General features: G+C 35.9%; 24 protein-coding genes. 16 read left to right on the forward strand and 8 right to left on the reverse strand.

Going from position 1 to position 25,375, the window contains the following annotated elements; translation table 11 throughout:
* Nucleotides 1–10: 10 nt before the first annotated feature.
* A complete protein-coding gene (locus tag A8B35_RS06590) occupies nucleotides 11–838 on the forward strand; it encodes a nitroreductase family protein (RefSeq protein ID WP_075602549.1) in 828 nt (275 codons plus the stop codon).
* Nucleotides 839–880: 42 nt separating this feature from the next.
* Here the strand turns inward: A8B35_RS06590 and A8B35_RS06595 are convergent, their stop codons facing one another.
* From A8B35_RS06595 to A8B35_RS06615, 5 genes are all read right to left on the reverse strand, one after another.
* A complete protein-coding gene (locus A8B35_RS06595; RefSeq protein WP_075602550.1) occupies nucleotides 881–2,518 on the reverse strand; it encodes an ABC-F family ATP-binding cassette domain-containing protein in 1,638 nt (545 codons plus the stop codon).
* 269 nt (nucleotides 2,519–2,787) lie between these two features.
* Entirely contained in the window at nucleotides 2,788–4,182 is a 1,395-nt protein-coding gene (locus A8B35_RS06600; protein WP_075602551.1) for an efflux transporter outer membrane subunit, read from the reverse strand.
* Nucleotides 4,183–4,199: 17 nt separating this feature from the next.
* The gene (locus A8B35_RS06605) at nucleotides 4,200–7,391 is read right to left on the reverse strand and encodes an efflux RND transporter permease subunit (RefSeq protein WP_075602552.1); all 3,192 of its coding nucleotides are present in this window, start codon (nucleotides 7,389–7,391) and stop codon (nucleotides 4,200–4,202) included.
* 61 nt (nucleotides 7,392–7,452) lie between these two features.
* A complete protein-coding gene (locus tag A8B35_RS06610; protein ID WP_075602553.1) occupies nucleotides 7,453–8,562 on the reverse strand; it encodes an efflux RND transporter periplasmic adaptor subunit in 1,110 nt (369 codons plus the stop codon).
* 27 nt (nucleotides 8,563–8,589) lie between these two features.
* Nucleotides 8,590–9,102: a GbsR/MarR family transcriptional regulator gene (locus A8B35_RS06615; protein WP_075602554.1), complete on the reverse strand. Its 513-nt coding sequence runs from the start codon at nucleotides 9,100–9,102 to the stop codon at nucleotides 8,590–8,592.
* A gap of 269 nt (nucleotides 9,103–9,371) precedes the next feature.
* Here A8B35_RS06615 and A8B35_RS06620 point away from each other — a divergent pair, with 269 nt between their 5' ends.
* Nucleotides 9,372–10,127 carry a carbohydrate-binding family 9-like protein gene (locus tag A8B35_RS06620; protein WP_075602555.1) on the forward strand — a complete coding sequence of 252 codons (756 nt, stop codon included), beginning with the start codon at nucleotides 9,372–9,374 and terminating at the stop codon, nucleotides 10,125–10,127.
* Nucleotides 10,128–10,172: 45 nt separating this feature from the next.
* Here the strand turns inward: A8B35_RS06620 and A8B35_RS06625 are convergent, their stop codons facing one another.
* Nucleotides 10,173–10,550, reverse strand: coding sequence for a nuclear transport factor 2 family protein (locus tag A8B35_RS06625; RefSeq protein WP_075602556.1), 378 nt, complete (start codon nucleotides 10,548–10,550; stop codon nucleotides 10,173–10,175).
* Nucleotides 10,551–10,755: 205 nt separating this feature from the next.
* On the opposite strand from A8B35_RS06625, the gene A8B35_RS06630 reads away from it, so the two are divergent.
* Nucleotides 10,756–10,998, forward strand: coding sequence for a hypothetical protein (locus tag A8B35_RS06630; protein ID WP_075602557.1), 243 nt, complete (start codon nucleotides 10,756–10,758; stop codon nucleotides 10,996–10,998).
* 32 nt (nucleotides 10,999–11,030) lie between these two features.
* Nucleotides 11,031–11,486, forward strand: a complete 456-nt coding sequence (locus A8B35_RS06635) for a GNAT family N-acetyltransferase (protein ID WP_075602590.1) — start codon at nucleotides 11,031–11,033, stop codon at nucleotides 11,484–11,486.
* Between the two features lie 22 nt (nucleotides 11,487–11,508).
* Here the strand turns inward: A8B35_RS06635 and A8B35_RS06640 are convergent, their stop codons facing one another.
* Together A8B35_RS06640 and A8B35_RS06645 are read right to left on the reverse strand one after the other, a co-directional pair.
* Nucleotides 11,509–11,979 carry an OsmC family protein gene (locus tag A8B35_RS06640; protein ID WP_075602558.1) on the reverse strand — a complete coding sequence of 157 codons (471 nt, stop codon included), beginning with the start codon at nucleotides 11,977–11,979 and terminating at the stop codon, nucleotides 11,509–11,511.
* Between the two features lie 307 nt (nucleotides 11,980–12,286).
* Nucleotides 12,287–13,252 carry an endonuclease/exonuclease/phosphatase family protein gene (locus A8B35_RS06645; RefSeq protein ID WP_075602559.1) on the reverse strand — a complete coding sequence of 322 codons (966 nt, stop codon included), beginning with the start codon at nucleotides 13,250–13,252 and terminating at the stop codon, nucleotides 12,287–12,289.
* Between the two features lie 255 nt (nucleotides 13,253–13,507).
* On the opposite strand from A8B35_RS06645, the gene A8B35_RS06650 reads away from it, so the two are divergent.
* From A8B35_RS06650 to speA, 12 genes are all read left to right on the forward strand, one after another.
* Complete coding sequence (locus A8B35_RS06650) at nucleotides 13,508–14,806, forward strand: lamin tail domain-containing protein (protein ID WP_075602560.1); 1,299 nt, start codon at nucleotides 13,508–13,510, stop codon at nucleotides 14,804–14,806.
* Complete coding sequence (locus A8B35_RS06655) at nucleotides 14,799–15,803, forward strand: hypothetical protein (protein ID WP_075602561.1); 1,005 nt, start codon at nucleotides 14,799–14,801, stop codon at nucleotides 15,801–15,803. The genes A8B35_RS06650 and A8B35_RS06655 overlap by 8 nt, the downstream gene beginning before the upstream one ends.
* 327 nt (nucleotides 15,804–16,130) lie before the next feature.
* The gene (locus A8B35_RS06660) at nucleotides 16,131–17,102 is read left to right on the forward strand and encodes a transglutaminase domain-containing protein (RefSeq protein ID WP_075602562.1); all 972 of its coding nucleotides are present in this window, start codon (nucleotides 16,131–16,133) and stop codon (nucleotides 17,100–17,102) included.
* A gap of 236 nt (nucleotides 17,103–17,338) precedes the next feature.
* Nucleotides 17,339–17,818 (forward strand): hypothetical protein, encoded by a 480-nt coding sequence (locus tag A8B35_RS06665; RefSeq protein WP_139314832.1) that lies wholly within the window; start codon nucleotides 17,339–17,341, stop codon nucleotides 17,816–17,818.
* A gap of 76 nt (nucleotides 17,819–17,894) precedes the next feature.
* Entirely contained in the window at nucleotides 17,895–18,293 is a 399-nt protein-coding gene (locus A8B35_RS06670; RefSeq protein ID WP_075602564.1) for a flotillin-like FloA family protein, read from the forward strand.
* A gap of 80 nt (nucleotides 18,294–18,373) precedes the next feature.
* Nucleotides 18,374–18,844: a hypothetical protein gene (locus A8B35_RS06675; RefSeq protein ID WP_075602565.1), complete on the forward strand. Its 471-nt coding sequence runs from the start codon at nucleotides 18,374–18,376 to the stop codon at nucleotides 18,842–18,844.
* A 36-nt stretch (nucleotides 18,845–18,880) separates the two neighbouring features.
* On the forward strand, nucleotides 18,881–19,207 hold the full coding sequence (locus A8B35_RS06680) for a DMT family transporter (RefSeq protein ID WP_075602566.1): 327 nt from the start codon (nucleotides 18,881–18,883) through the stop codon (nucleotides 19,205–19,207).
* 27 nt (nucleotides 19,208–19,234) lie between these two features.
* On the forward strand, nucleotides 19,235–19,819 hold the full coding sequence (locus A8B35_RS06685) for a hypothetical protein (protein WP_075602567.1): 585 nt from the start codon (nucleotides 19,235–19,237) through the stop codon (nucleotides 19,817–19,819).
* Nucleotides 19,820–20,185: 366 nt separating this feature from the next.
* Entirely contained in the window at nucleotides 20,186–21,388 is a 1,203-nt protein-coding gene (locus tag A8B35_RS06690; RefSeq protein WP_075602568.1) for a saccharopine dehydrogenase family protein, read from the forward strand.
* On the forward strand, nucleotides 21,367–22,536 hold the full coding sequence (nspC, locus tag A8B35_RS06695; protein ID WP_075602569.1) for a carboxynorspermidine decarboxylase: 1,170 nt from the start codon (nucleotides 21,367–21,369) through the stop codon (nucleotides 22,534–22,536). The genes A8B35_RS06690 and nspC overlap by 22 nt, the downstream gene beginning before the upstream one ends.
* Nucleotide 22,537: 1 nt before the next feature.
* Complete coding sequence (gene speB, locus A8B35_RS06700) at nucleotides 22,538–23,407, forward strand: agmatinase (RefSeq protein WP_222844106.1); 870 nt, start codon at nucleotides 22,538–22,540, stop codon at nucleotides 23,405–23,407.
* Nucleotides 23,408–23,440: 33 nt separating this feature from the next.
* Nucleotides 23,441–25,336, forward strand: coding sequence for a biosynthetic arginine decarboxylase (gene speA, locus A8B35_RS06705; RefSeq protein ID WP_075602570.1), 1,896 nt, complete (start codon nucleotides 23,441–23,443; stop codon nucleotides 25,334–25,336).
* Nucleotides 25,337–25,375: the final 39 nt, after the last annotated feature.

Raw genomic sequence — 25,375 nt, forward strand, 5'->3', positions numbered from 1 at the left:
ACAAATTATGATGATAGATTTTAAAATAGATATTGAAAAATGCACCGAATGTAGCCTATGCTCTAAGGAGTGCCCAACCTTGATAATTGACGGAAAGAAAGGTATACCTGAAATAAAAGAAGGCAAAGAAAAACAATGTATAAAATGCCAACACTGTTTGGCTGTTTGTCCAACGGGTGCATTATCTATACTAGGTAAAAATCCTGAAGACAGTGTTTTGGTAAAAGGCGAAATTCCTTCCACGAACGCCATGAAACACCTTATACAAACCAGACGAACTATTCGTAAGTATAAAGATGAGGTTTTAAGCACTTCTGAATTGAATGATTTATTGCAAACAGCGGCTTTTGCACCTACTGGTCATAATAAGAATCAAGTACTTTTAACCCTTACTAAGTCAACTGAACAACGTGATAAGCTAAGAGTTTTAGTTTATGATGCTATAAAAGAAGTAATAGATGCAGGGAAATTACCTGACTCTCTAGCCATGTTTGGAAGTTTTCAGAAGGTATGGGATAGTAAAGGTATTGATGTGTTGTTTAGAAATGCACCCCACATTATTTTAGCTTCTGCTCCTAGTTCTATTAACTCATGTGTTGCCGATTGTGTTATTTCTCTTACTTACATGGAACTATATGCAAACACCAAAGGTATAGGTACTCTTTGGGATGGATTGGCGAAAGTTGTATTTGATAAAATTGCTCCTGAACTAAAATTGCAGTTAGGTATACCTGAAGAACATACTTTAGGGTATATTATGGTTTTTGGTAAACCTGCGGTTAAGTACACTCGGTCTGTACAAAGTGAAGGCTTAAATGTAAATACATTAAATTTATAATAACAACTCCCCAACACTCACATCGAGTATTGGGGATAATTCTTATTTATTAGCTTCTAATTCGGTAAGATGTTCCATTTTTTTACGTTCTAAGAACTCCTGTATTCCTTCAAAGTGTTCTTTTACTTTCTTATTTCCAAACTCATATATCTTACTGATTAAACCATCCAAGAAATCACGATCGTGACTTACCAAAATCAAAGTTCCATCGTAAGCCATTAGGGCTTGTTTTAAAATATCCTTAGTTCTTATATCTAAATGATTAGTAGGCTCATCTAATATTAAAAGATTGTATGGTTCAAGCAAAAGCTTAATCATAGCCAAGCGAGTTCGTTCACCACCTGATAAAACTTTTACCTTCTTTTCTAAATCGTCGCCTCTAAACATAAAGGCTCCTAGTATATCTTTTATCTTAGTTCTAATTTCTCCTTTTGCAATATCATCAATAGATTGAAATATAGTTAACTCCTCATCCAGTAATGAAGCTTCATTTTGAGCAAAATAACCCACCTTAGTATTGTGGCCCAAAGTTAGCTCACCATTGTGTTTTAACTCACTCATAATGGCCTTTATCAAGGTAGATTTACCTTCACCATTCTTTCCTACAAAGGCCACCTTCTCCCCTCTTTCTATCGCAAATGAAACCTCCGAGAAAACAAGATGATCATCGTAAGTTTTCTCCACATCTTTCGCAATTACCGGATAATCGCCTGAACGAGGTGCTGGAGGAAACCTCAATCGTAAATGTGAAGTATCTACTTCATCTACTTCAAGAATTTCTAATTTCTCAAGCATTCTAACGCGAGACTGTACTTGATTGGTTTTTGAATAAGTTCCTCTAAAGCGCTCAATAAATTCCATATTATCAGCAATCATCTTTTGCTGCTCATCATAAGCCTTCTGCTGCTGTTCTCTTCGCTCTTGGCGATGTATCAAATACTGCGAATAGTTAACCTTGTAATCATATATACGTCCCATCGTCACCTCAATAGTACGTGTGGTGATATTATCGATAAAAGCTTTATCGTGCGAAATAACAATAACTGCTTTAGCACTATTTATTAAGAAATCTTCAAGCCATTGAACCGATTCAATATCGAGGTGGTTGGTTGGCTCATCAAGAAGTATTAAATCCGGATCGCGCAAAAGGATTTTTGCTAACTCAATACGCATTCGCCAACCTCCACTGAATTCTCTAGTTGGTCGAGTAAAATCTTCCCTTAAAAAACCTAAACCTAATAATATCTTTTCAACCTCTGCATCAAAATTTATTTCGCCTAGACTGTATACTTTTTCGCTCAGGACACTAACCTTCTCAATAATTCCGTAGTATTCTTCACTCTCATAATCAGTTCTTGTTTCTAACTGCTTATTTAGTGCTTCCATTTCTGTTTGCATCTGTATAAGCTCACTAAAAGCTTGCGATGCTTCTTCAAAAACAGTGCGGTCATTATCTGTCATCAAATGCTGAGGAAGGTATGCTATAACAGAATCGCTTGGTGCAGAAACTCTACCCATTGAAGGAGCCTGAGCACCCGCCATTATTTTTAGTAATGTTGATTTTCCTGCTCCATTTTTTCCCATCAAAGCAATTCGATCTTTTTCATTAACTACGAATGAAACATCTTTGAAAAGTGTACTCCCTCCAAATTCTACTCCTAAACCTTCTATCGAAATCATTTGTGCTATTTTTATTTCAGAGCGCAAATATAATTAGTATGTTTTTATATTAATTATCCAGTAGAAAGAAAATCGAAGATTAAGAGAACTATTTTTAGAGGAGAAATTATTGATTGGGGTTATTATGGATAATCTTTTTAAACTTAAAATCAGATAGCAACAAAATTTATTTATAAAAAGAGAGGCCATCTCATTTGAGACAGCCTCATCCTTATTAGTTCTTATTCTATATACTTTTAATGTATATTCTAATACTGAAAGTAGATTTATTAATTACGCCATCCACCGCCAAGGGCCTCGTAAATAGATATCATTGAGGTAAGTTTAGAAACCTTTATGTCAATAATATTTATTTCGGCATTGAGTTCTGAGTTTTGAGCAATTAGCACCTCTAAATAGGTTGCAAATCCACTGGTTAAAAGATCTTCAGAGTATGTCACCGCCTTATTTAAAGCCTCTAACTCATCAGATTTAACTTTGTACTTTTCTGTAGCTGCTTGGTAGTTAATTAAAGCATCAGACACTTGTGTTGATGCACCCGTAATCGATTTTTTAAAATCGATAAAAGCTTGTTCTTGCTGTGCCTTTGCAACTTCAAGAGCTGTTCTATTTCTGCGTTTGTTAAAAATTGGCTGCGTTAAATTAGCAGCTGCGTTATATAGCAAAGCATCTTTATTAAACCAGAGTGATGGATCCATAGCCTGTAAACCACCCGAAGCGCTTATGCTAATGTTTGGGTAAAAACTAGTACGAGCCACATTGGTTTGCTCAAAAGCCTGCATAAGCCTGAACTCCGCAGCACGCACATCAGGACGATTGGCCAACAATAAGGCTGGTACGCCTGTTTCTACAGATTTAGCTGTATTGATATCATTTAACTGACTTCTTTTTATATCTGCATACTCACGACCCAATATTAGGTTTATTGTATTCTCTAACAGTTTCTGCATTCTATTAAAGTCAACCAATAGCGCTTCTGTTGCATGTAATTGAGCCTTTGTTTGCATCACTCCTGCTTCGTTAACTCTACCACTCTTTTTTAGCTCCATCATCACCTCAAAACTTTCCTTCCTGTTGGCAATGGTTTTATGCATCAAATCGATTTGTGCATCAGCCTTAATCAACTGAAAATAAGCCGATGCTAAATTAGCCACTAAAGCTGTTTGTATGGCTTTGGTATCTTCTTGCACCTGAAATAAAGTGGCTTTAGCAGCATTTTTATTGGCTGTTATTCTCCCCCAAATATCGGGCTCCCAAGTTAAGCTTCCCTTAAGACTGTACTCTTCAAAGCTAAGTCCTTGCATCCACGATTGATTGGACATCTTATTTTCGGCTACACCTAAATTAGCCGATAAGGTTGGCATATATTCAGCTTTCCCTTGTTTAAATAAAGCCTCAGCGGCAAGTACTCTTTGGTAAGCCATTAATAAGTCGAAGTTATTCTCCAATGCCTCATTAATTAAGTCCTTTAGAGTTGGATCAGTAAAAAACTCGTTCCAAGGCATTTCTGCTAAGGAAGTGGAGTCTTTTAATGTTACATCGCGATAAGCCTCTGATAGTTCGAGCTCAGGTCGCGTGTATTTTTTGGTAACTAAGCACGATGTAAATATCATGCTTAGTAGTATTATATAAGTAGTTTGTTTCATATTTAATTGTTCTCTCATTAATTAATCTGTTGCAGTTAATCAAACTTCTTAACTTTTTCTTTGTCGAACTCCAACTCATCCACATCTACCAATTTTTGTGTAAAATGCTTGGTACCACCTTTAATACGCTCCTGTAAAGACTGGAATATCACAAACAAGGTTGGTATTACAAATACCCCAAGCACAGTTCCGATGAACATACCACCTACAGCACCCGTACCAATGGATTTGTTACCCATTGCACCAGCTCCTGTGGCCACCATTAAAGGGATAAGACCTAGAACACAGGTAAACGAAGTCATAATAATTGGACGCAGACGAACACGCGCTGCATCAACAGCCGACTTGTATAAAGAATCTCCATTACGGCGGTTCTGAAGGGCATACTCCACAATTAATATGGCATTTTTACCCAATAGTCCGATCAACATAATAAGTGCCACCTGGAAGTAAATATTATTCTCTATTCCGAATAAATTGATAAATACAATGGCTCCGAATACTCCAACAGGTAATGATAGAAGAACCGAGAAAGGAATAATGTAACTTTCGTATTGTGCCGATAGTAAGAAATAAACAAATATTAAACTCAATGCAAATACAATAGCCGAATCGCCACCGGATTTACGTTCTTCACGAGTCATACCCGAAAACTCATATCCAAAACCAGTAGGGAGTGTTTCTGCCACCTCTTCAATGGCTTTAATAGCATCCCCAGAACTATACCCCGGTGCTGCTGCCCCTATTATTTTAGCAGCATTAAACAAGTTGAAACGCTCTACCAAATCAGGACCATTTGTTTTTGTCATAGAAACAAACTGACTGATAGCAACCGATTCGTTTTTACCATTTCTGATGTATATATTATTTAATGCTTCTGCCGTTGCTCGTTCTTCAGGGCGTGCCTGAATCACTACACGATATTGTTTACCAAAACGGTTAAAATCGGAAATATATCTACTACCAAAATAAGCTTGCATTGTACTAAATAATGTACTTACATCTAAGCCCGCTTCCTTAACTTTTTCTACATTAACCTCCATCTCGTATTGCGGATATTTGGTAGAAAATGTAGTAATAGCATAAGCTACTTCTGGTCGCTTATTAAGCTCCATTAAAAAGGCCTGTGCTTTGGCTTCCATATTTTTTAAGTCGCCACCCGTTTTATCTTGTAACTGAAATTCGAAACCTGAATTGTTACCGAAACCACGGACAGTTGGAGGCGTAAAAAATAAAATATTGGCTTCTTTAATATGAGCTACTGCACCATACAATTGCTTAACAACAGCATTTACTTGCTCACTATCTTTTGTTCGTTCATCCCAAGGATTCAATTTAATTACCGCAAAGGCTCTTGACGATCCGTTGGTACCACTCATCAAACTAAAACCATTGATAAACATTCTGGTTTTTACAATTGGCATGGCAGCAATAATATCATCTAGCTGTTCGCCAATTGCAGTGGTTCTTTCTAATGTTGAACCTGGCGGAAGTTCAATATCACAATAAATAGTTCCTTGATCTTCTGCCGGGATAAACCCTGTAGCGGTAGTATTAAATAACCAAATAGTACCTACTACACAGATAATCAGGAATAAAATTGGTATCCACATTTTTTTAAGGAACAACTCTACTGTAGACACATATTTATCAGTTATTTTATCAAATGATTTATTAAAACCATCGCCAAGTTTAACAGTAATGCTTTTGTAGTTTTTTGTTTTTCGTTTGTGCAGTGGCTTTAAAAACAGAGCACAAAGAGCAGGACTTAAAGTAAGTGCATTTACAGCCGATATTATAACAGAGATTGTTAATGTAATAGCAATCTGACTGTAAAACATCCCGGCAGGACCACCCAAGAAAGTAACAGGTAAAAATACAGCCGCTAATACTAGTGTACCAGAAATAATAGCACCAATAATCTCTTTCATGGCCATGATAGATGCCTTACGAGCACTCTCAACACCCTCATCGAGTTTTACATATACGGCTTCAACAACCACAATGGCATTATCTACCACAATACCAATGGCAAGTACCATGGCAAACATGGTAAGCATGTTTATAGAAAAGCCAAATACCTCAAGAAAAAAGAATGTTCCGATGATGGCTACGGGTACTGCGATAGATGGAATTAAGGTTGCTCTAAAATCTTGTAAGAATACAAGTACAACAAGAAATACCAATATAAAGGCAATGGCCAATGTTATTAGAACTTGACTGATTGACTCATCAAGGAAATCTTTAGTATTCATCGGAATCACATAATGTACTCCTGGAGGAAAATCTTTTGCAGCTTCGTCAAGTGCATGCTCTAATTCAATAATAATATCGTTGGCATTTGAACCAGCAGTCTGTTTAATACCAAAAGCAACAGATGGATTACCTTCTGTAACGTTGGTTGACATATAACTAAAAGCACCTAGTTCAATATCAGCAACATCTCTTAATCTTAGGAAATCTCCATTTCCCTCTGTGCGGATGATAATATTCTCGTATTCTTTTTCTTCAGAAAAAGTTCCTTTGTAACGAATGGTATACTCAAAAACCTCAAAAGAATTTTCTCCAAACTTACCCGGAGCCGCTTCTATATTTTGCTCTTGAATGGCACGGGCTACATCATCTGGTAATAAGCCATAAACAGCCATTTTATCTGGCTTAAGCCAAATACGCATAGAGTAATCACGTGCACCAAAGGCATCCACATCGGCAACACCTTCAATACGTTGAAGCACTGGAATGAGGTTGATTTTTGCATAATTATCTAAGAAGTTAAAATCGTAATCAGGATTCTCAGAATATACCGATGCAAACATCAATACACTATTTTGTACCTTTTTGGTTTCTACACCTGTTTGTACAACTACTTGCGGTAGTTTATTGGTTACTTTTGCAACACGGTTCTGTACATTTACCGCGGCTATATCCGGGTCGGTACCCAACTCAAAGAATACACTAATTTTAGCAGAGCCCGAGTTACTTGAACTTGAGCTAATGTAGCTCATGCCCTCAACCCCATTAATGGCCTCTTCTATTGGTGTAACAACACTTTTCAGGATTGTTTCGGCATTGGCGCCTGGGTAAGTTGCATCAACAGTAACTGTTGGTGGAGCAATATCTGGGAATTGCTCTATTGGTAATCCGGTAATGCCCATATACCCCAACAATACAATAAGTATGGATATAACAGTTGACAGAACAGGACGTTCTATAAATTTCTGAATCATATTAAATGATAGTTTGATAAGAAAAAATGTGGGTAATAACGAATAGGACTATTGAGAAATTTTAATTCAAAATAGTCATTCCTTCGCGTACTTTAATGATACCTTCGGCAACAATCTCATCGCCAATATTAATGCCCGATTCGGCAATATAGTTATCCTTAAAACGATTGTTGTTTACCTTAATTTCCTTTGATATAGCTTTACGATTTTCATCTAGTTTATAAACAAAAAGTTTTCCTTGTAACTCAAAGGTGGCTGATTGTGGCACTAATAACGCATCATTAAGCGCAGAAGGTACTTTAACCGTTCCGCTACTTCCGGTTCGGATTAACATATCCGGATTTGGAAATACTGCTTTATAACTCACACTTCCTGTTCGCGGATTAACCAAACCATTGATTGCAACAATTTTACCCGTATGTTCGTAAGTGGATCCATCGGCCAAAAGCAATGTAACATCGGGCATAGCCATTATTCTTTCTTTTTGACTCATCCCCTTACTACCTCTGTTAAAGGCTAATAATTCTTTTTCGGTAAGGGTAAAAAAAGCGTATACTTCGCTAATATCAGAAACCGTTGTTAACGGAAGCGGTGTTTGGCTGCTTACCAATGAACCCAATTTGTAGGGTAAATCGCCAACAACCCCATCAACCGGGCTTTTAATAACGGTGTAGGATAGGTTCTCCTTTGAGTTCAATAAATCGGCTTTAGCCTTTTCTAATTGAGCAATTGATGCTGATAAATTACTCTTTTTTGTAGCTAGCTCAACTTCTCCAATTATTCCTTTTTCCACCAAAGGCTTTACCTGAGCTACTTCCAACTCAGCTCTTTCTACATTGGCTTTGGCAACCAACACCAATGCTTCTGCAGCTCTTACAGTCTGTTTCTGATTTTCGCTATTAATAGTAAATAGCACATCTCCTTTTTTTACTTCCTGCCCCTCTATAATATTGCAGCTTTCAATAAAACCTGAAGTTTGCGGGCGAATTTCAATAGTCTGTATTCCTTCGATATTGGTAGCATACTGACGAGAAATTTCGACATTAGAAGTGTTTACAGATTTTGTTTTTAGATGAAGTTCTTGTTGCTGCGCGCGCTGTTGTTTAGGACCGCATGCACTTAAGCTTGCAGCCAATACAACAATACCCAAGCATTGTTTAGTAAAATTCATAATAGTTGTAGTGTAAATTATGTAGTGTTAAAATTTATCTTTCCAAAAAGAATTTAAATCTTCAATAAACTTTTCTATTGTTTCAATTTGCTTAGTAAGGTACTTTGTGTAATTAGATGGATTAACCAATGGTAGTTCTAGTTTATCATCATCGTTTAAAATTTTATTCGCCTCTACTTTAAAAAGATTAATCTTATGATGCATTGCTAGGGAGTTCTTAGCCTTTTCTAATTCATCTTCAAGATTATTTATAAAGTGTTTGGGGTTTGGTCTAAAATAGCGTTTTCTATCACCTGGCTTGGTATAAAAGGAAGCCATCTTTTTGTCTTCTAATGTTTTTAACGCACCCGATACGGTAGCTTTACCGGCTCCTATTGTGCTTATTATTTTATCAAAAGATAAACCTTCTGAACCTTTTATTATTAATAATGCAAAAACACGAGCAACAACTGGCGATATTTTGTATGTCTTTTGAAATAATAGGCCTTGCTCTTCAACAAGCTCTTTTACGCCTAATAAAACTTCTTCTTTTGTCTCCATTTAGGTTATTTTGTTTCACAAATATACAATTAGTTCGGAAATAACCGAACTAACTATATATTTATGTACCCAATTTGTTGTTTAGTCATTTTTAGATGGTTCAAGTAAACCAACTTAAACCCGTTGAAAAAATATCGAGCAGAATACATTAATTTTCTTGAATTTACGAACAAATACAGGACTCGTTCAAAACACCCTGCCTTTTAAACACAATAATCATCTGTACTAATTATACGGTACTGTAGCTTTGTAATTTAAAATTTGCACCTATGAAATACATATTACAACACCCAGTACTAATTGCTTTATTATTGTTTTTTTTATGCACATACAACGGTAAAGCTCAAAAAACTTACTCTGTATACAAGGCTAATAGCGATATTATTATTGATGGCAAGGGAAACGACAAGGCATGGGCAAATGCAGAGGAACGAAGCTTTAATAACTTCTATGATATTGAGCGGCCTACGGATAAACAGTTCACAAAATTTAAAATGATGTGGGATGATGAAAACCTATATCTGTTATATCAATGCGAAGACAAATATATAACGGCTCGTGAAACCGAACGTGATGGTATGCCTTTTTTAGATGATTGTGTAGAGATATTTTTAATTCCGGCAGATACTAAGTTAAACATGCATTTAGGCTTTGAAATTAATCCGTATAAAGCGAGCAATGATTTCATATACCTCAATAAAATACATAAGAACAAAAAGATGGTAATCAAATCATATAGCCCTAATTTTGATGTTGAAGTTACCATAGATGGAACAATAAACGATAACTCTGATATTGATAATGGCTGGACTTTAGAAATGGCAATCCCGTTAAAAGCATTTCATATTACCGGAAATTATACTCCAATTACAGAAGGTGTAAAATGGAATTTCTTTGCCTTGCGAAAAGACAGAAATGATATTGAAGGTGATCGCGTGAGCCAGTCAACGATATTCCCTACAGTTAGAAAACACCAACAAGTACACAACAAAAACCACTTTGGTCTAATGGAATTTATGAAATAGATAGCATACTAAGCTTGAAGAAACTATTCTTACATCATACTTAGCTTAATACATAGAATTTGGATTAGCCGATTTTTCTGGTATTTGCTGAATAGAGTCCCAATGCTCACATATTTTACCTTCCACATCAAAACGAAAAAAATCCATGGTAACATACTGGTCATTTCCTGGCCAAATTTGATGAGTGTGCAAGGCTACTAAATTGTCTTCGGCAATACAACGTACAAATTTTATGGTTTTATTAGGATATTCGCTTTGCATTCTCTCAAAATAATCAATAAAGCCTTGTGTTCCATTGGCAACATCTGGGTTGTGCTGAATATAGTCATCTCCTACATATTTTTCTACAGCTTCTCTAGGTTTACCTTCATAGGCCATTTGATAAAAAGCAATGGCATTTTTTTTATTCACTTCTAAATTCATAATAAGGATTTAAATTAATAGAGCCATATACAACTTACGCATAAAAGTTAAAATATCAAACACTTACCTTTACTCATTAAAATAAGTCATGAATAATTGGTAGAAAAATCATGTTTACTTGGTAAGATGAACTATCCTTCTACACTTATTCGATTTTCACATATTAATTAGCATATTTGTTTTCTTCTATTTTAAACATAACAGAATGAAAGATCAAAAAGCAATATTGCATAAATGCATAAAAAATGATGAGCCAGCATTTGTAATTGCTGGTCATGATATATCTTCAATAAAGACCCTAGAAACCTATTACATCATTGCCAAAGAGAACGGAGCAACAAGTGAATTCTTAAAAGATATGGAACTGGTAATTGAGGAATTTAAAGTGTTTCACCAACAAGAGCCTGATAAAATTAAGATGCCTACAATTAAGGACAATGAGCGTTAATGGTAATCGCTAATCGAATATTTTTTTTGTATATGTATACGCTTATAAGAACCTCATCAGATAACCCCGATTTTCAGAAATTAGTAAACCAGCTAGATCAGAACCTAGCCAAGAAAAATGGAGACTCTAATAACTTTTTCGCCCAACATAATAAAATTGATTTAATTAAAAATGTTGTATTAGCTTATGATAAAAAAGTTGTTGTAGGTTGTGGTGCTATGAAAAGCTATGATGCATCATCTATGGAAATCAAACGAATGTTTGTACTCCCTCAGATGCGCGGTAAGGGCATTGCAACTTCAATTTTAAACGAATTAGAAACATGGGCTAAAGCGTTAAAATACGAGAGATGTATTATGGAAACAGGCGCTAAAATGCCTGAAGCAATTTCTGTTTACAAAAAAAATGGTTACAGCGTAACTCCGAATTATGAACCCTATAAAAACATTAGCGACAGCATCTGTTTTGAAAAACTATTGGATGCTTAACATAGCTTATATGTCTTAATTATTATACAGTACGGATATTAGGCTCATGCTTAATTGCGAAGTTACACGAATTGGCTATAAAGCACATTTCATTTGCCTTTTTATGCAATTCTTTAGCTTTTATAAGTTGATTAGCATCTGTTATAGTTACGTTTGGGGCTAGAGTTACTTCAACAAATTTACCACTACCATTGTCCGTTTCAGTCATTATTCCGCTAGCCTCATCAGTATATTCCACAACAATAATTTTATGGGCGCTACAGAGGTGTAAATACCACAACATATGGCAAGAAGATAACGATGATAGAAGTAATTCTTCAGGATTATATCTGGTAGACTCTCCCATAAATGATGGATCAGAAGAGGCTTTTATAGAATCGTATTTCTCGCTTACTATAATCTCATGATTACGATTATATGAGTTATAACTTTTTGTACCGAAGCCCTCATTCCCTGTCCACTCAATCTGCACCTGATATTTGTGATTTTTCATTTATTTGATGAATTAGATTTATTTAATACTCTTCCTTTAACTGAATACTAGTACGCTAGAGAAACTATTGTTACAAACAAAACTGAATCGCTTTAGTTTTGAAGTTCAATCATACTTAGTATTTTATTTCCGAGAATAAATTGAATTGAGTTACAAGAAACAGGCACTTCTGATTGTTTCGAGGAATTCTATTTTAATATAAGCGACGCTAACAAATTATTTACCACACCTTGTGATAAATGAAGAAGGGAGAATAGCTACAATAATAGTATTCTCCCTTTATTAATTATATGATATTATGAAAGAGTCATTTTTCTTCCAAAATAAAGGATATAGGCAAATGATCGCTATAACCAGCTAAATTTGGTTTTTCTTGTCCAAAACGAACTGGAGTATTATACTTGCCTTTAACCATACCATCATACACCTCAATAGAAATGGAATCTTCATTCACCCTAAAAGTACCATTTGATTTAAGCGCCCCTTTGGCAACCAAAAACTGATCAATCATCAAAGGACGACCTCCATATATATAACTCGATGTTCGCTCACCCATTAATGGCCACATCAAATTATACAAATAAGGATTTCTACCCGATATCACTTTGGCCTTATTCCTAGTGCTTAATGCATAATCGCTTAAAGCTCTATTGAAAGGTTCATCATTAAAATCGCCCATTACAACTACAGCTGTATCAGAGCCCTTAACCTCCTGTATTCGTTGCACAAAATAGCTCAAGGTCTCCCCTGTTATTATTCTAAAAGGTTCTGATTCGTATTGACCTGATGTACGTGATGGCCAATGATTACCGAGTAAAACCAATTCATTACCTTGCTTGGTTTTTACAGTTGCCTGAATAATTTCACGAGTAGCATACCTCTTCACAACAGCATGCTGAAAAAATTCGGTATCAATGTAGGTATACTTCTTTTTGTCGTAGATAAATGCAATATCAATACCTCTACTATCTTCGGAGTTGGAGTGGATAATATCGTAATCTCTATCCAATAAAGTAATCTTAGACAAAAGCTGTTTAAGTACATACTTGTTTTCAACTTCGCAAGCCCCGAGAATATCAGGTCCCATACCATTATTCATTTGCGAGATAACCCAAGCCAAATTATGTAATTTTTGCTCAAGCACATCAACTGTCCAAACCGATAAATCAGATGCAATTTTACGTTTCACACGCTCTGGTCTACGCTCCAATGGCGCATCCTTAACATCAAATAAGTTCTCAACATTCCACCATGCAATAAAGTGATTTTCCATTATAAATAAGTTTAGGTTAAAAATTCAAAAAAGCAATTTATATCATAATACCTAATAAATCAAGAACATGCATTTTATAGCTAGTTTATTTATTATTATTCTTTACCTACACTTATATATTGTATTGAGCTACGGTAAATCACAACAGACTATAACGCGTTATTGCACAATAGAATAATCCATATACACTACAACTATTTTCGTTCCTATTTGTATTACTTATAATGCAATAGATTTTAAATTAATTATTGAATTATGTTTCTAAAATATTTAATATTTATTACTCTCATACTTGCTACAATTGCCTGCAGTTCTAATGATGATACAGATGAAGAACCTGTTTATGATCCTCCGCTAACTAAAGAGTTACTAATTTCTGAGGTAAGGGTAACAAGTATCCCTGAAGATGATGGATTTAGAAATACCTTTGTTGAGGTTTATAACGGAACAGGTTTTGATGTAGATTTATCAGATTATGGAATGTGGTATTCTTCTAATGGCAGTAATGGTAGATGGGATGAAAGTACTCAAATTTCATTTTCAGGAACTCTAGTTCACGGAGAAGTTATTGTTATTGTAAGAGAAGGAACAGACTCTAAAATCTTTCCTTTTCCTGATTTTGTATGGGAAAATCTAACAGCCAACGGTGATGATGGTATTGCTCTTATAAAAAAGACGGGCAATCGATATAATGTGATTGATCAATATGGAGAACCCTATACAAACGATAATGCTCCAGAGTATGGAGCTTGGGATATAGCTGGTATTGAAGACGGATCAAAAGATTACGTACTCTGGCGAAAATGGTTGGTTGATTCACCAAATATAGATTGGAAACAAAGTGCTGGAACTACAGAAATTGGATCGGAATGGATTGTAATTAGTAAGGATGATTATTCAAATGTAGGTACATATAGTCCAAATATTGCCGATTTCGAACCTGAAGATTCAACAATACCAGAAATTATTCCACCTCTAACAAATGACCTTATAATTTCAGAGGTTCGGGTAACAAGTACTGCAGAGGAAGGTGATTTCCGAAATACATATATTGAAATATACAATGGTACTGAAAGTGATGTGCAATTATCAAATTATGCATTACAATACGCATCAAATGGTAACGATGGAATGTTCGACGGATCCACTCAACTTACTTTTGATGGCACATTAGCACATGGCGAGGTTGTCATTATTGCACGAGAAGGGACTGATCCTTCTATAATTCTTAATCCCGACTATGTATGGCCCGATTTAAAAGCTAACGGAGATGATGCCGTTGGTTTATTTAAAAAGAATAATGGATTATTTGAATTAATAGATCAGTATGGTGAGCCATATGATGAGACTAACGATCCGGATGGAGATTGGGATATTGCTGGCGAACCTGGTGCCTCAAAAAATAAAGTACTTTGGCGTAAATGGATAGTATCAGACCCCAATACAGATTGGCTTAATTCAGCAGGTACTAATGTTGAAGATTCAGAATGGATTGTAAAAGAAAAAGATGACTACAGTAATTTAGGAACATTTACACCTCAGGAGTATGAATAAAAAATATACGACATATATTTCTATCATTAGTTTGAGCGTTTTGCTCCTGTTTTTAGGGTGCTCAAAATCATCGGACTATGATCGTAATAGAGATTACTTGCAGCATATAACAGTTGAGGATGGAATGGACTTTTATTTTTATTGTAGTGCAAATATTAGTTCCCATGAGAGAAATAATCAATATACCAAGTTATTATTATATATGCATGGAGCCAATTTTAATGCCACAGATCATTATACATTTGCAAGAAATGCAGCCTATAGTGCAACCGATAGGTCAAATGTAATTGTTTTGGCTCCCCAATATGAAATGCACAATTATCGAAACAACTATTATTGGACCAAATATTCATGGAAGGATGGCAAAAAATCAATTAATGCAGTACCAAAAATAAGTTCGTTTGCTTTACTCGATACCTTATTAATAAATCATGTTTTAAAAACATACCCCAATCTCGAAACCATTGTTCTTTCCGGTCATTCTGCAGGGGCACAATATATTTACCGTTATGCTGTATTATCACAACTGCCTGATATTGTTGAACAAGAGGTAATATATTTACCATTAAACCCATCATCTGTTGCTTATTTAGGGCCAGAAAGGTGGAATGAAAAAAAGGATAGGTTTGAAGTTCCATTAAATGCTCCTAGTTGTCCTGGTTATGATGCATGGATTTTTGGTTTAACAGACGTATCAGCAAACGAATACCTCAGAGGCATAGAAGCATCAGAGATAATAAATTACTTCCCATTGAGGCAGGTAACTATTGGTAGTGGTACTGAAGACCTGAACGAAGATAATGAGAACTTTGACTGTGAAGAATTATATCAAGGTAAACATAGGCATGAAAGAGCCATAAACATACAAAATTATATGGATTTATATTTTCCTGCCAATACGCATCAGCTCATTAAAGTTGAAGGCGTATCTCATAAAACTAATGATATGATAAATTCACCTGAGATATTGGATTACTTGAGTAAAGTATTCAATTAGTTTAAAAAATACCAAAAAATAATTTTCACATTAAATATGCAACCTCACTCATAAATGTGTACAACAGATCCATAAGTCTAGGCTACGAATTGTTCAAGTGGGACTCCTATAGTTGAAAGAAATTATAGCAATACAGCCCTATTAAATAAACAGAATGAAACAATACCTTGATGGAACTAAGCTTTATGGTAACGACTTTTCAATTGAAAACATTGAGAAATGGTATTTTGAAGAATACTAATAAACTTACAAGTCAAAAAATAAGAAAGTTCATCACTACTCTATTTTCAATATCCCTATCTTTGAGGCTAACCAACAAATTATAGCATGTTCAAAATAACACTTACTTCTCTTATTGCCCTATTTATTAGCTTATCGCTATCAGCTCAAATTAATGAAAGCATAAAGCAAACAGTGATCAATTATCCAAAGTCTATTTCTAACTATGAAAAATTAGCCAAAAGAATTAATTCTGATTATAAAACTAACAGAGAAAAAGCCAGCGCAATTTATGTTTGGATTACTCATAATATAGCTTACGATGTACCTGCTGCTAATGCCAATATAAAGCCTAAATCATATTCTTATCGCACGCAAGAAGAGAAACTGGAGATAGAAGCCAAGTACAATCATAAAATTATTACCAAGGTATTTAAAAAGCATAAGGCCATTTGCGATGGCTATTCGCGTTTATTTAAAACGCTCTGCGACTTAAATGATATTGAATGTGTAATTATCAGCGGAACCTCAAAAACCACAACTAATGATATTGGAAAATTACCAAAAAGAAGTGATCATGCATGGAATGCCGTTAAATTAGATGGTAAATGGGAATTAATTGATGCCACTTGGGGAGCAGGAAGCGTAAATGCACAATCTAATAAATTTACCCAAGATTACGATGAAACTTACTTTTGCACTGCCCCTGAGCTTTTCTTTTTAAAGCACTTTCCTGATGATGAACAATGGTTACTTGTTAAAAGAAACGAAAAAGATTTTGCAAACTTGCCATTGTACTATTCGTCTGCTATTAATTCTAACATACAAATAATAAAGCCGAATAATGGGGTAATAGAGAAAGTAAAAGGCGATGCCATACAATTTACAATTAATAGTGATACAGAAATAAGTAAGCTTAGTTATGCCTTTAGCAAAGATAAATATTCCACAAAGCTTAAAACTAAATACAACAAAGGAAAAACTAGTTTTAGTATACCTATAAAAAATATAAAACGTGGTTACCTAACGCTATATCATAATAACAAATCCATTGTAGCATATAAAATCAATTTGAAATAGGAACTCTCCATTTCCTTCAATAATTATACTCCCATCTAAATAATTTAGTCTCGTTATAAATTAATATGTAAAGCATACATTTAGTCAAACCATACTAAGCATTTGTTAATTATTTCCCTATTTTCAGGCCTGATAAAGTCATTAATCGCTAAATCCAATCAATGCTGATTATTGACAAGGACGAAACACACTGCTTAAAATATTTTCTTTTACAAAAACCCAAAAGTATACGCCTAATGAAAGTTCTACTCCAATTAAGTTGCACCCTTATGGTGTTATTATTTGTTTCATGCTCAAATAATATTTCAAACGAAATAGTTGGTAATTGGAAGGTTACAGATCTAAAAGTAGATATGAAGAACGTACCCAAACCACTAATTCAGAATGCAAAGATATTGGCTCTCGCTACTAAATATGAATTTAAAAACAATGGCACTTATTGCATGACTATTTCTAAAAATGCCTTAGAAAATGGAAGAAAACACAAAGGAACCATGTCGGTAAGTACTCTAGGAAAACAAATTACTCTTAATACTGATACATTACTTTTTGAAGAGTATGGCAAATGGAAATTGATAGAAAAAAACAATTCTAATTCGCAAATCTTTGCTTCAATGAGCATGAAAATTGAAAAGGTCTCATCTAATCAAATTGTACTATCTGAATCAGAAACAAGCGGAACCTTAATATACACACTAGATCGCACTTTAGACTAATTAGATAGTACACGGACCATTCTAGTAACTTTTGTTTTCCCATTTATATTTAATTTTAAATAATAGCACCCCTCCTATGATCTATTTATCAATTACAATCGTAATACTTTTTATTCTTTTATATTATGTGCCTTTCTTTCTCTGGTTTGCGGCACTAGTATCAGGCATTCAAATATCGCTACTAGACTTAATAATGATGCGGATTAGAAAAGTACCCCCAGCAGAAATTGTAAAAGGTTTAATTGCTGCTAATAAAGGTGGTATCAAAGTTAGTAAGGAAGAATTAGAAACCATTTTCCTTGCAGGATGTAATATCGAAAATATTGTTCATGGAATGATTGCCGCCAAACAAAATGGATTAAAACTATCCTTCAAAAATGCGACAAAACTTGATTTAGAAGATATTGATATTGTAGAAACTATAATGAATAAAACGGAAAACCAATCGGAATTTGAAAAAATACAATTTGAATAATCTTCAGAAGCAACAGGTAGCCTTAAGGAAAAACCTAAATAAATAAACATCCAATTCACTAAATAATCAACAAAATCACCATGGAACAAAACGAACAATTAGTAAAGGTTAGCAAATGGGTTAAACCCCGATTAAATAAATTAGAACTTTTTTTAGTGCCTGTATTTATACTGTTTTATTCATTAACAGAGTACATCAGTTCAGCATACGAGATAATTATTGTAGCACCATTGGGTATTCTTGGCATCTTTTACTTTTTAAGTGCCTTCTACCCTAATGAGGATGCTAAATTTACCGAATTGGCTAAAGTAATTTCAAAAGTTTCTGCAATATCTTTAAGCGTTACAGCAATAGGAATAATTTACACTATTATGCATCTTCCCGGCTCAAAGAGTATGTTATTAGTTACAATTCCTTCGGTTGCCATTGCCATAATCCTATTCATCTATTTTAAAAAAAGTGAACCCTCAATAAAGTTATTTGATAACAGAATGTTATTGAGGTTGGCAATAAGTTTATTGGCCAGTATATTTTTAGTTTTTATTGTATAAAAAATAACTTCACCTGTAATTTATAAACAATAACTCATGAATTGGATACTATTAATAATTGCCGGCCTGTTTGAAGTAGCCTTTGCTGCCTGTTTGGGTAAAGCCAAAGAAGCTACTGGGATTCAAGCTACATACTGGTATCTTGGATTCTTACTTTGCTTAGCCGTAAGCATGTTTCTTTTGGTCAAGGTAACACAACAATTGCCCATTGGAACTGCCTATGCCGTTTGGACAGGCATTGGAGCCGTAGGCACCGTGTTGGTTGGAATCCTCGTATTTAATGAACCTGCTACCTTTTGGCGCATATTCTTTATTAGCACATTAATTATCTCAATCATTGGACTTAAAGTAGTTTCACACTAAACCAACTAATACTATAAATACACTCATATGAATACAAACCTCAATCATCGACCAGCAATTTTAATAGGATGTTTATTATGGATTGCTTCATTTTATGGCGAGCTCTATAACTATCAACCTTATTCCACTATTGGGCTTATTAGCGCTCCAATAATCACCTTATTTGGCATCTTTCATTGGTTTAAATACTATAAAGCTACACGAGGTCATTATCCAAAGTTTTTAAAAATAGCCAAGGAGCTAAATAGGAAAATGAGAAAAAATCCTTTTACAGGAATAAGCTTTCTGTTTAAACACCTATTTGAAACCTGGACTTTTGCAATTATTGGTTGGATGGGTATGGTTTTAATGGGGTTTCTGATTTTTGGAAACTCAAACGCATTTAAAACCGCCAAACACTATTGCGAGAATAATACTGCTATAAAGGAGCAGACTGGCAATATCTCTTATTATGGGATACTCGTTAGCGGTGGTATAACAAATTCAGGAGAAACAGGCGAATCGGATTTACTCTTTACCATCGTTGCCGAAAATGGGAACTTTAAAGCCAATGTAAACTTGCTAAAAACAAACAATAATTGGGAAGTTTTAAATTGTTTAATTGATAAATAAAAGGATCACAATTGATGCTAGCTGGTCTTTTTATTCCCTAGCATCAATACTAATTTCCATTGTATTATAAAGAAATTTCATAAGAACACCTGACCAACCCACACCCATAAGCAACTGACTTAATAATACTTACACCAGACACATTCTTTTTATTTGAAGAGAAATTAGTTCTGTAATTTTTTTAATACATTTAAATCAAATAAAAGTATATATTTGCGGGCTTTTTTCTTGAAACCAACTTAAATCAAAATAAAGGATTGGTTAATAGATAATTGCAAAGCGTTCTTAACACAGTGAGTATTTTTGAGTTTTGGCTCTAATGAGAGTCATTACATTTTTTAAACAATTAGTTTTTGTCATAAAAAAATGAACAAAGTATTGGTTATTGGTGCCGGAGGCGTAAGTAATGTAGTAGTACATAAATGCGCAGCAGTTCCGGAAGTTTTTGGTGAGATTGTATTGGCATCTCGTACCAAAAGTAAATGCGATAAAATCGCAGCAGACGTTAAACAGCGTTTGAACCGTGAAATTATTACCGAAGCATTAGATGCTGATAAGGTAGAAGAAACGGTTGCTCTAATCAAAAAGCACCAGCCTAAGTTGGTGATTAATGTGGCCCTGCCCTATCAGGACTTGGCCATAATGGATGCATGTCTGGAAACAGGTGTCGATTATCTTGACACGGCCAACTACGAGCCTAAAGATGAGGCTAAATTTGAGTACAAATGGCAGTGGGCTTATCAGGATAAATACAAAGATGCTGGTTTAATGGCTCTGCTTGGTTCTGGTTTCGACCCAGGTGTTACCAATATGTTTTGTGCTTATGCGCAAAAGCATTTATTCGATGAGATTCATCAAATAGACATTGTGGACTGCAATGGCGGTGACCATGGACAAGCATTTGCTACCAATTTCAATCCTGAAATTAACATTCGTGAAATTACAGCCAACGGGCGCTATTGGGAACAAGGCGAATGGCATACAACTGCCCCATTATCTGTAAAACAAGATTTTGAATTTCCAGGTGTTGGTACACGTAAAATGTACTTGATGTATCACGAGGAAATGGAATCGCTATGCCTAAATATTAAAGGCCTGAAGCGCATCCGCTTTTGGATGACCTTTGGCGAAGAGTATTTAACGCACTTGCGTGTGATTCAAAACTTAGGTTTAGATCGTATCGACGAGGTAGATTATAAGGGTCAGAAGGTAGTGCCGCTTGAGTTTCTGAAACGTCTGTTGCCTGATCCTGGCTCTTTGGCTGAGAATTACACGGGTAAAACATCCATTGGTTGTGTTATTGAGGGTATTAAAGACGGTAAAAAGTCGCGTAAATTTATTTATAACATTTGCGACCATGCCGAAACCTACAAGGAAGTAGGTTCGCAGGCTGTTTCTTACACCACAGGTGTTCCTGCCATGATTGGCGCCAAAATGATATTGACTGGCAAATGGAAGCAAGCTGGTGTGTACAATATGGAGCAATTAGATCCGGATCCTTTTATGGACGATCTAAATACTTATGGTTTACCTTGGCAGGTTGAAGAATGGAACAGTTCGGTAGAATAAAGCTTTCGGAGCAGCAGCTAAATGAGTTAAAAACACCGTGTTATATTGTTAACGAAAGTAAGTTGGAGGAGAACCTCAAGCTGCTTAAATATGTGCAAGATAACACGGGTGCTAAAATCCTTTTGGCCTTTAAAGGTTTTGCTATGTGGAGCATGGCAAAGCTTGTTCGTAAATATTTACCCGGTACTTCAGCTAGTTCGGTTAGCGAGGCTATGCTTGGTCGTAATGAGTTTGGCGGCGAGTTGCATTGCTATGCCCCTGCCTATTCTCAGGCTGATATGGATGCGCATGTAAAATTAGCCAATCATATTGTATTCAATTCGCTTGGGCAGTGGAACAGATTCAAGGAACAGTTAAAGCAGCATCCGCATATTCAAACGGCCATTAGAGTGAATCCTGAACATTCAGAAACCGATACAGCTATTTACGATCCTAGTGGTCCAAACAGTCGTTTAGGCACTACGCTTGATAACTTTAAGGCTGGCCTAGATGATCTTGAGGGCATCACAGGGTTGCATTTTCATAACCTATGCGAACTGAATGCCGATGCGCTTGAGCGTACCCTTGCGGTGGTTGAAGAGAAGTTTGGTTTTTATTTTGATAAGCTAGAGTGGATTAACTTTGGTGGTGGACATCATATTACCCGCCCCGATTACGATGTTGAAAGACTCATCCGAATTATAAACAATTTTAAGCATAAGTATAAGCTGAAGGTTTATTTAGAACCTGGCGAGGCTATTGCTTTAAATACCGGCGTATTGGTGTCTTCGGTTTTAGATGTGTTCAATAATGGAATGAATTTAGCGATTCTGGACACATCGGCCACAGCCCATATGCCGGATGTTTTGGAGATGCCTTACCGTCCGTTTATCGAAAATGGCGATGAGCCCACTGTAAAAGCACACACCTACCGTTTGGGCGGTGTAACTTGTTTGGCGGGCGATGTAATTGGCGATTATAGTTTTGAGGCGCCATTAGGCATTGGAGATAAACTTGTGTTTGGCGATATGGCCCATTATACCATGGTTAAAAACACCACATTTAATGGCGTTCGCTTGCCTAATATTTACAAATTTAATTCGGATATGGGGCAACTTACACTCGTTAAAGAGTTTGGTTATCTCGATTACAAATCACGCTTAAGTTAAGATGATGAACATAGATTTTTCGAAACACTTTTGTGGCGAAGATGGCTATTGCCTCGATTACAACAAGGCTGAAATGGTTATTCTTCCTGTTCCCTACGATGGCACAAGTACCTGGATAAAGGGTTCAGACAAAGGCCCTGAAGCCATTATCGAGGCCTCGGGCACCTTGGAGATGTATGATATAGAAACCGAATTGGATGTGAGCAAAAAAGGTATTTACACCCTAGCTCCTGTGGATGAAAAAGCCAGTCCGGAAGCCATGGTTTTGGCCGTTGAAAACGCCGTTAACGAGCAGTTTAAAAACAATAAGTTTACGGTATTAATTGGTGGCGAGCACTCGGTAAGCATTGGCGCTTTTAAGGCTTACGCACAAAAGTATAAAGACCTTAGTATACTACAGTTAGATGCGCATGCTGATTTGCGCCCAAAGTATGAGGGTTCTGAAAATAACCATGCCTGTGCTATGTATCAGGCACGCGAAGTAGCACCCATTGTACAGGTGGGCATCCGCAGCATGTGCGAGGAAGAAAAGGCTTTTGTTAATGCCGACACCATGTTTTTCAGACATCAGATTAGAAAGCAGAAAACATGGAAAAAGGAGGTGCTGAAGCAGCTCAATAAAAACGTTTATCTCACCATTGATTTAGATGTGTTTGACACCTCTATTATGCCCTCTACAGGTACGCCTGAACCGGATGGATTATTGTTTAATGATGTGATTGACCTTATAGAAACAGTGGCATCCAAGGTAAACATTGTAGGATTTGATGTAGTAGAATTATGCCCAAACAAAGCCAATAAAGCACCCGACTATTTGGCTGCAAAGTTGATTTATCGCATCCTAAGTATTATTTATAAAAGCAAGCAATAACAGCTACTACGGTAGGTTTAGTATAAGAATAAAATGAGAAAGTGGACCATTGACGATTCAGTTGAACTTTACAACATTAAAGGCTGGGGAATTAATTATTTCTCAATTAACGATAAAGGAAATGTAACCGTTGCACCTAAAAAAGACGGTAACAGCATCGATTTAAAGGAAGTGATTGATGAACTTCAGGTGCGTGATATAAACACGCCTGTATTACTACGTTTTCCGGATATATTGGATAATCGAATCCTAAAAATGAACGACTGCTTTAGGAAAGCAAGTGCAGAATATAATTTCAAAGGCGAAAGCTTTGTGGTTTATCCCATTAAGGTAAATCAGACTCAGCCTGTGGTTGATGAAATTGTGAGCCATGGTAAAAAGTTCAACATTGGTTTAGAGGCAGGTTCAAAGCCTGAATTGCATGCTGTTATTGCATCAAGCACCAATAACGATTCGTTGATTATTTGCAATGGCTACAAGGATGAAGATTACATTGAGTTGGCCTTGTTGGCGCAAAAAATGGGACGTCGTATATTTTTGGTAGTTGAAAAGCTCAACGAACTTAAAATGATTACTACCATTGCTGAGCGCTTAAACATTACACCACACCTTGGAATCCGTGTTAAACTGGCCAGCTCAGGTAGCGGCAAGTGGGAAAGTTCGGGTGGCGATGTAAGCAAGTTTGGTTTAACATCGAGCGACTTAATTGAGGCCATGGATTATCTTGAATCTATTGATATGAAGGACAGCTTAAAGCTCATCCATTTTCATATTGGTAGTCAGGTAACCAATATTCGCCGCATTAAAATTGCCCTTCGCGAGGCATCGCAATTTTATGCTCAATTTCATAAATCGGGCTTTAAAGTTGAGTTTGTTGATATAGGCGGTGGTTTGGGCATTGATTACGATGGAACCAAATCGGCCAATAGCGAAAGCAGTGTAAACTATAGTATTCAGGAGTATGTGAACGATGCTATTTCGTGCATGGTAGATGTGTCGGATAAAAACGAACTACCACACCCTAACATCATTACAGAATCGGGCCGCTCATTAACGGCGCACCATTCGGTATTGGTATTTGAGGTTTTAGAATCGTCGTGTGCCCCGCTTTGGAAAAACGAAGTGGAGCTAAGCGAAAACGACCACGATTTGGTTAAAGAGCTGTATAACTCGCGGGAATGCCTGAATCAATCTAAAATGTTAGAGGTTTGGCACGATGCGCAACTCATCCGCGAAGAAGCCCTAGATCGTTTTAGCTTGGGTTTGTTAGATATTAAAACACGTGCACAAATTGAGCGTTTGTTTTGGAGCATTGCGCGCGATATTTACAAAATAGCATCAAACCTAAAGCATGTGCCGGATGAATTGAATGCTTTATCGAAACTATTATCGGAAAAATACTTTTGCAATTTCTCCTTGTTTCAGTCTTTACCCGACTCATGGGCCATTGATCAGATATTCCCGATAATTCCGATTCATCGCCATAACGAAAGGCCTGATGTGGAAGCTACCATACAGGATATTACATGCGATTCGGATGGTAAGATTGAAAATTTTATTGCTACTAAAAATATTAGCTACAATTTACCGGTTCATCGGCTTAAAGCAGACGACTCGTACTACATTGGCGTATTTTTAGTGGGTGCGTATCAAGAGATACTTGGCGATTTGCACAACCTATTTGGCGATACTAATGCAGTGCATTTATCAGCCACCAAAGAGGGCTACTCTATTGATAAAATAATAGATGGCGAAACCGTTGCTGATGTGTTGGAATACGTACAATACAACCCTAAAAAACTGGTACGTACGGTTGAGGCATGGGTAACTGCATCGGTTAAGCAAGGTAAAATTTCGCCCAAGGAAGGGAAAGAGTTTTTATCGAACTACCGATCGGGCTTATACGGCTATACCTATTTAGAGAAATAATATTTAAATTGCTTGAATATCATCCATAAATGCTAAAGA

Source organism: Saccharicrinis aurantiacus (genome assembly GCF_001660705.2).
Lineage (GTDB): Bacteria > Bacteroidota > Bacteroidia > Bacteroidales > Marinilabiliaceae > Saccharicrinis > Saccharicrinis aurantiacus.

What these genes read in the sequence shown, in the direction of transcription:
- A8B35_RS06615 (WP_075602554.1), bottom strand. Translation starts at nt 9,102, where the DNA reads ATGGAGACAAAAGAAGAAGTTTTATTAGGCGTAAAAGAGCTTGTTGAA.
- A8B35_RS06685 (WP_075602567.1), top strand. Translation starts at nt 19,235, where the DNA reads ATGAATACAAACCTCAATCATCGACCAGCAATTTTAATAGGATGTTTA.
- speB (WP_222844106.1), top strand. Translation starts at nt 22,538, where the DNA reads ATGATGAACATAGATTTTTCGAAACACTTTTGTGGCGAAGATGGCTAT.
- A8B35_RS06625 (WP_075602556.1), bottom strand. Translation starts at nt 10,550, where the DNA reads ATGAATTTAGAAGTGAATAAAAAAAATGCCATTGCTTTTTATCAAATG.
- nspC (WP_075602569.1), top strand. Translation starts at nt 21,367, where the DNA reads ATGGAACAGTTCGGTAGAATAAAGCTTTCGGAGCAGCAGCTAAATGAG.
- A8B35_RS06600 (WP_075602551.1), bottom strand. Translation starts at nt 4,182, where the DNA reads ATGAGAGAACAATTAAATATGAAACAAACTACTTATATAATACTACTA.
- A8B35_RS06635 (WP_075602590.1), top strand. Translation starts at nt 11,031, where the DNA reads ATGTATACGCTTATAAGAACCTCATCAGATAACCCCGATTTTCAGAAA.
- A8B35_RS06605 (WP_075602552.1), bottom strand. Translation starts at nt 7,391, where the DNA reads ATGATTCAGAAATTTATAGAACGTCCTGTTCTGTCAACTGTTATATCC.
- A8B35_RS06595 (WP_075602550.1), bottom strand. Translation starts at nt 2,518, where the DNA reads ATGATTTCGATAGAAGGTTTAGGAGTAGAATTTGGAGGGAGTACACTT.
- A8B35_RS06660 (WP_075602562.1), top strand. Translation starts at nt 16,131, where the DNA reads ATGTTCAAAATAACACTTACTTCTCTTATTGCCCTATTTATTAGCTTA.
- A8B35_RS06675 (WP_075602565.1), top strand. Translation starts at nt 18,374, where the DNA reads ATGGAACAAAACGAACAATTAGTAAAGGTTAGCAAATGGGTTAAACCC.
- A8B35_RS06655 (WP_075602561.1), top strand. Translation starts at nt 14,799, where the DNA reads ATGAATAAAAAATATACGACATATATTTCTATCATTAGTTTGAGCGTT.
- A8B35_RS06680 (WP_075602566.1), top strand. Translation starts at nt 18,881, where the DNA reads ATGAATTGGATACTATTAATAATTGCCGGCCTGTTTGAAGTAGCCTTT.
- A8B35_RS06590 (WP_075602549.1), top strand. Translation starts at nt 11, where the DNA reads ATGATAGATTTTAAAATAGATATTGAAAAATGCACCGAATGTAGCCTA.
- speA (WP_075602570.1), top strand. Translation starts at nt 23,441, where the DNA reads ATGAGAAAGTGGACCATTGACGATTCAGTTGAACTTTACAACATTAAA.
- A8B35_RS06665 (WP_139314832.1), top strand. Translation starts at nt 17,339, where the DNA reads ATGAAAGTTCTACTCCAATTAAGTTGCACCCTTATGGTGTTATTATTT.
- A8B35_RS06650 (WP_075602560.1), top strand. Translation starts at nt 13,508, where the DNA reads ATGTTTCTAAAATATTTAATATTTATTACTCTCATACTTGCTACAATT.
- A8B35_RS06670 (WP_075602564.1), top strand. Translation starts at nt 17,895, where the DNA reads ATGATCTATTTATCAATTACAATCGTAATACTTTTTATTCTTTTATAT.
- A8B35_RS06645 (WP_075602559.1), bottom strand. Translation starts at nt 13,252, where the DNA reads ATGGAAAATCACTTTATTGCATGGTGGAATGTTGAGAACTTATTTGAT.
- A8B35_RS06640 (WP_075602558.1), bottom strand. Translation starts at nt 11,979, where the DNA reads ATGAAAAATCACAAATATCAGGTGCAGATTGAGTGGACAGGGAATGAG.
- A8B35_RS06690 (WP_075602568.1), top strand. Translation starts at nt 20,186, where the DNA reads ATGAACAAAGTATTGGTTATTGGTGCCGGAGGCGTAAGTAATGTAGTA.
- A8B35_RS06620 (WP_075602555.1), top strand. Translation starts at nt 9,372, where the DNA reads ATGAAATACATATTACAACACCCAGTACTAATTGCTTTATTATTGTTT.
- A8B35_RS06610 (WP_075602553.1), bottom strand. Translation starts at nt 8,562, where the DNA reads ATGAATTTTACTAAACAATGCTTGGGTATTGTTGTATTGGCTGCAAGC.
- A8B35_RS06630 (WP_075602557.1), top strand. Translation starts at nt 10,756, where the DNA reads ATGAAAGATCAAAAAGCAATATTGCATAAATGCATAAAAAATGATGAG.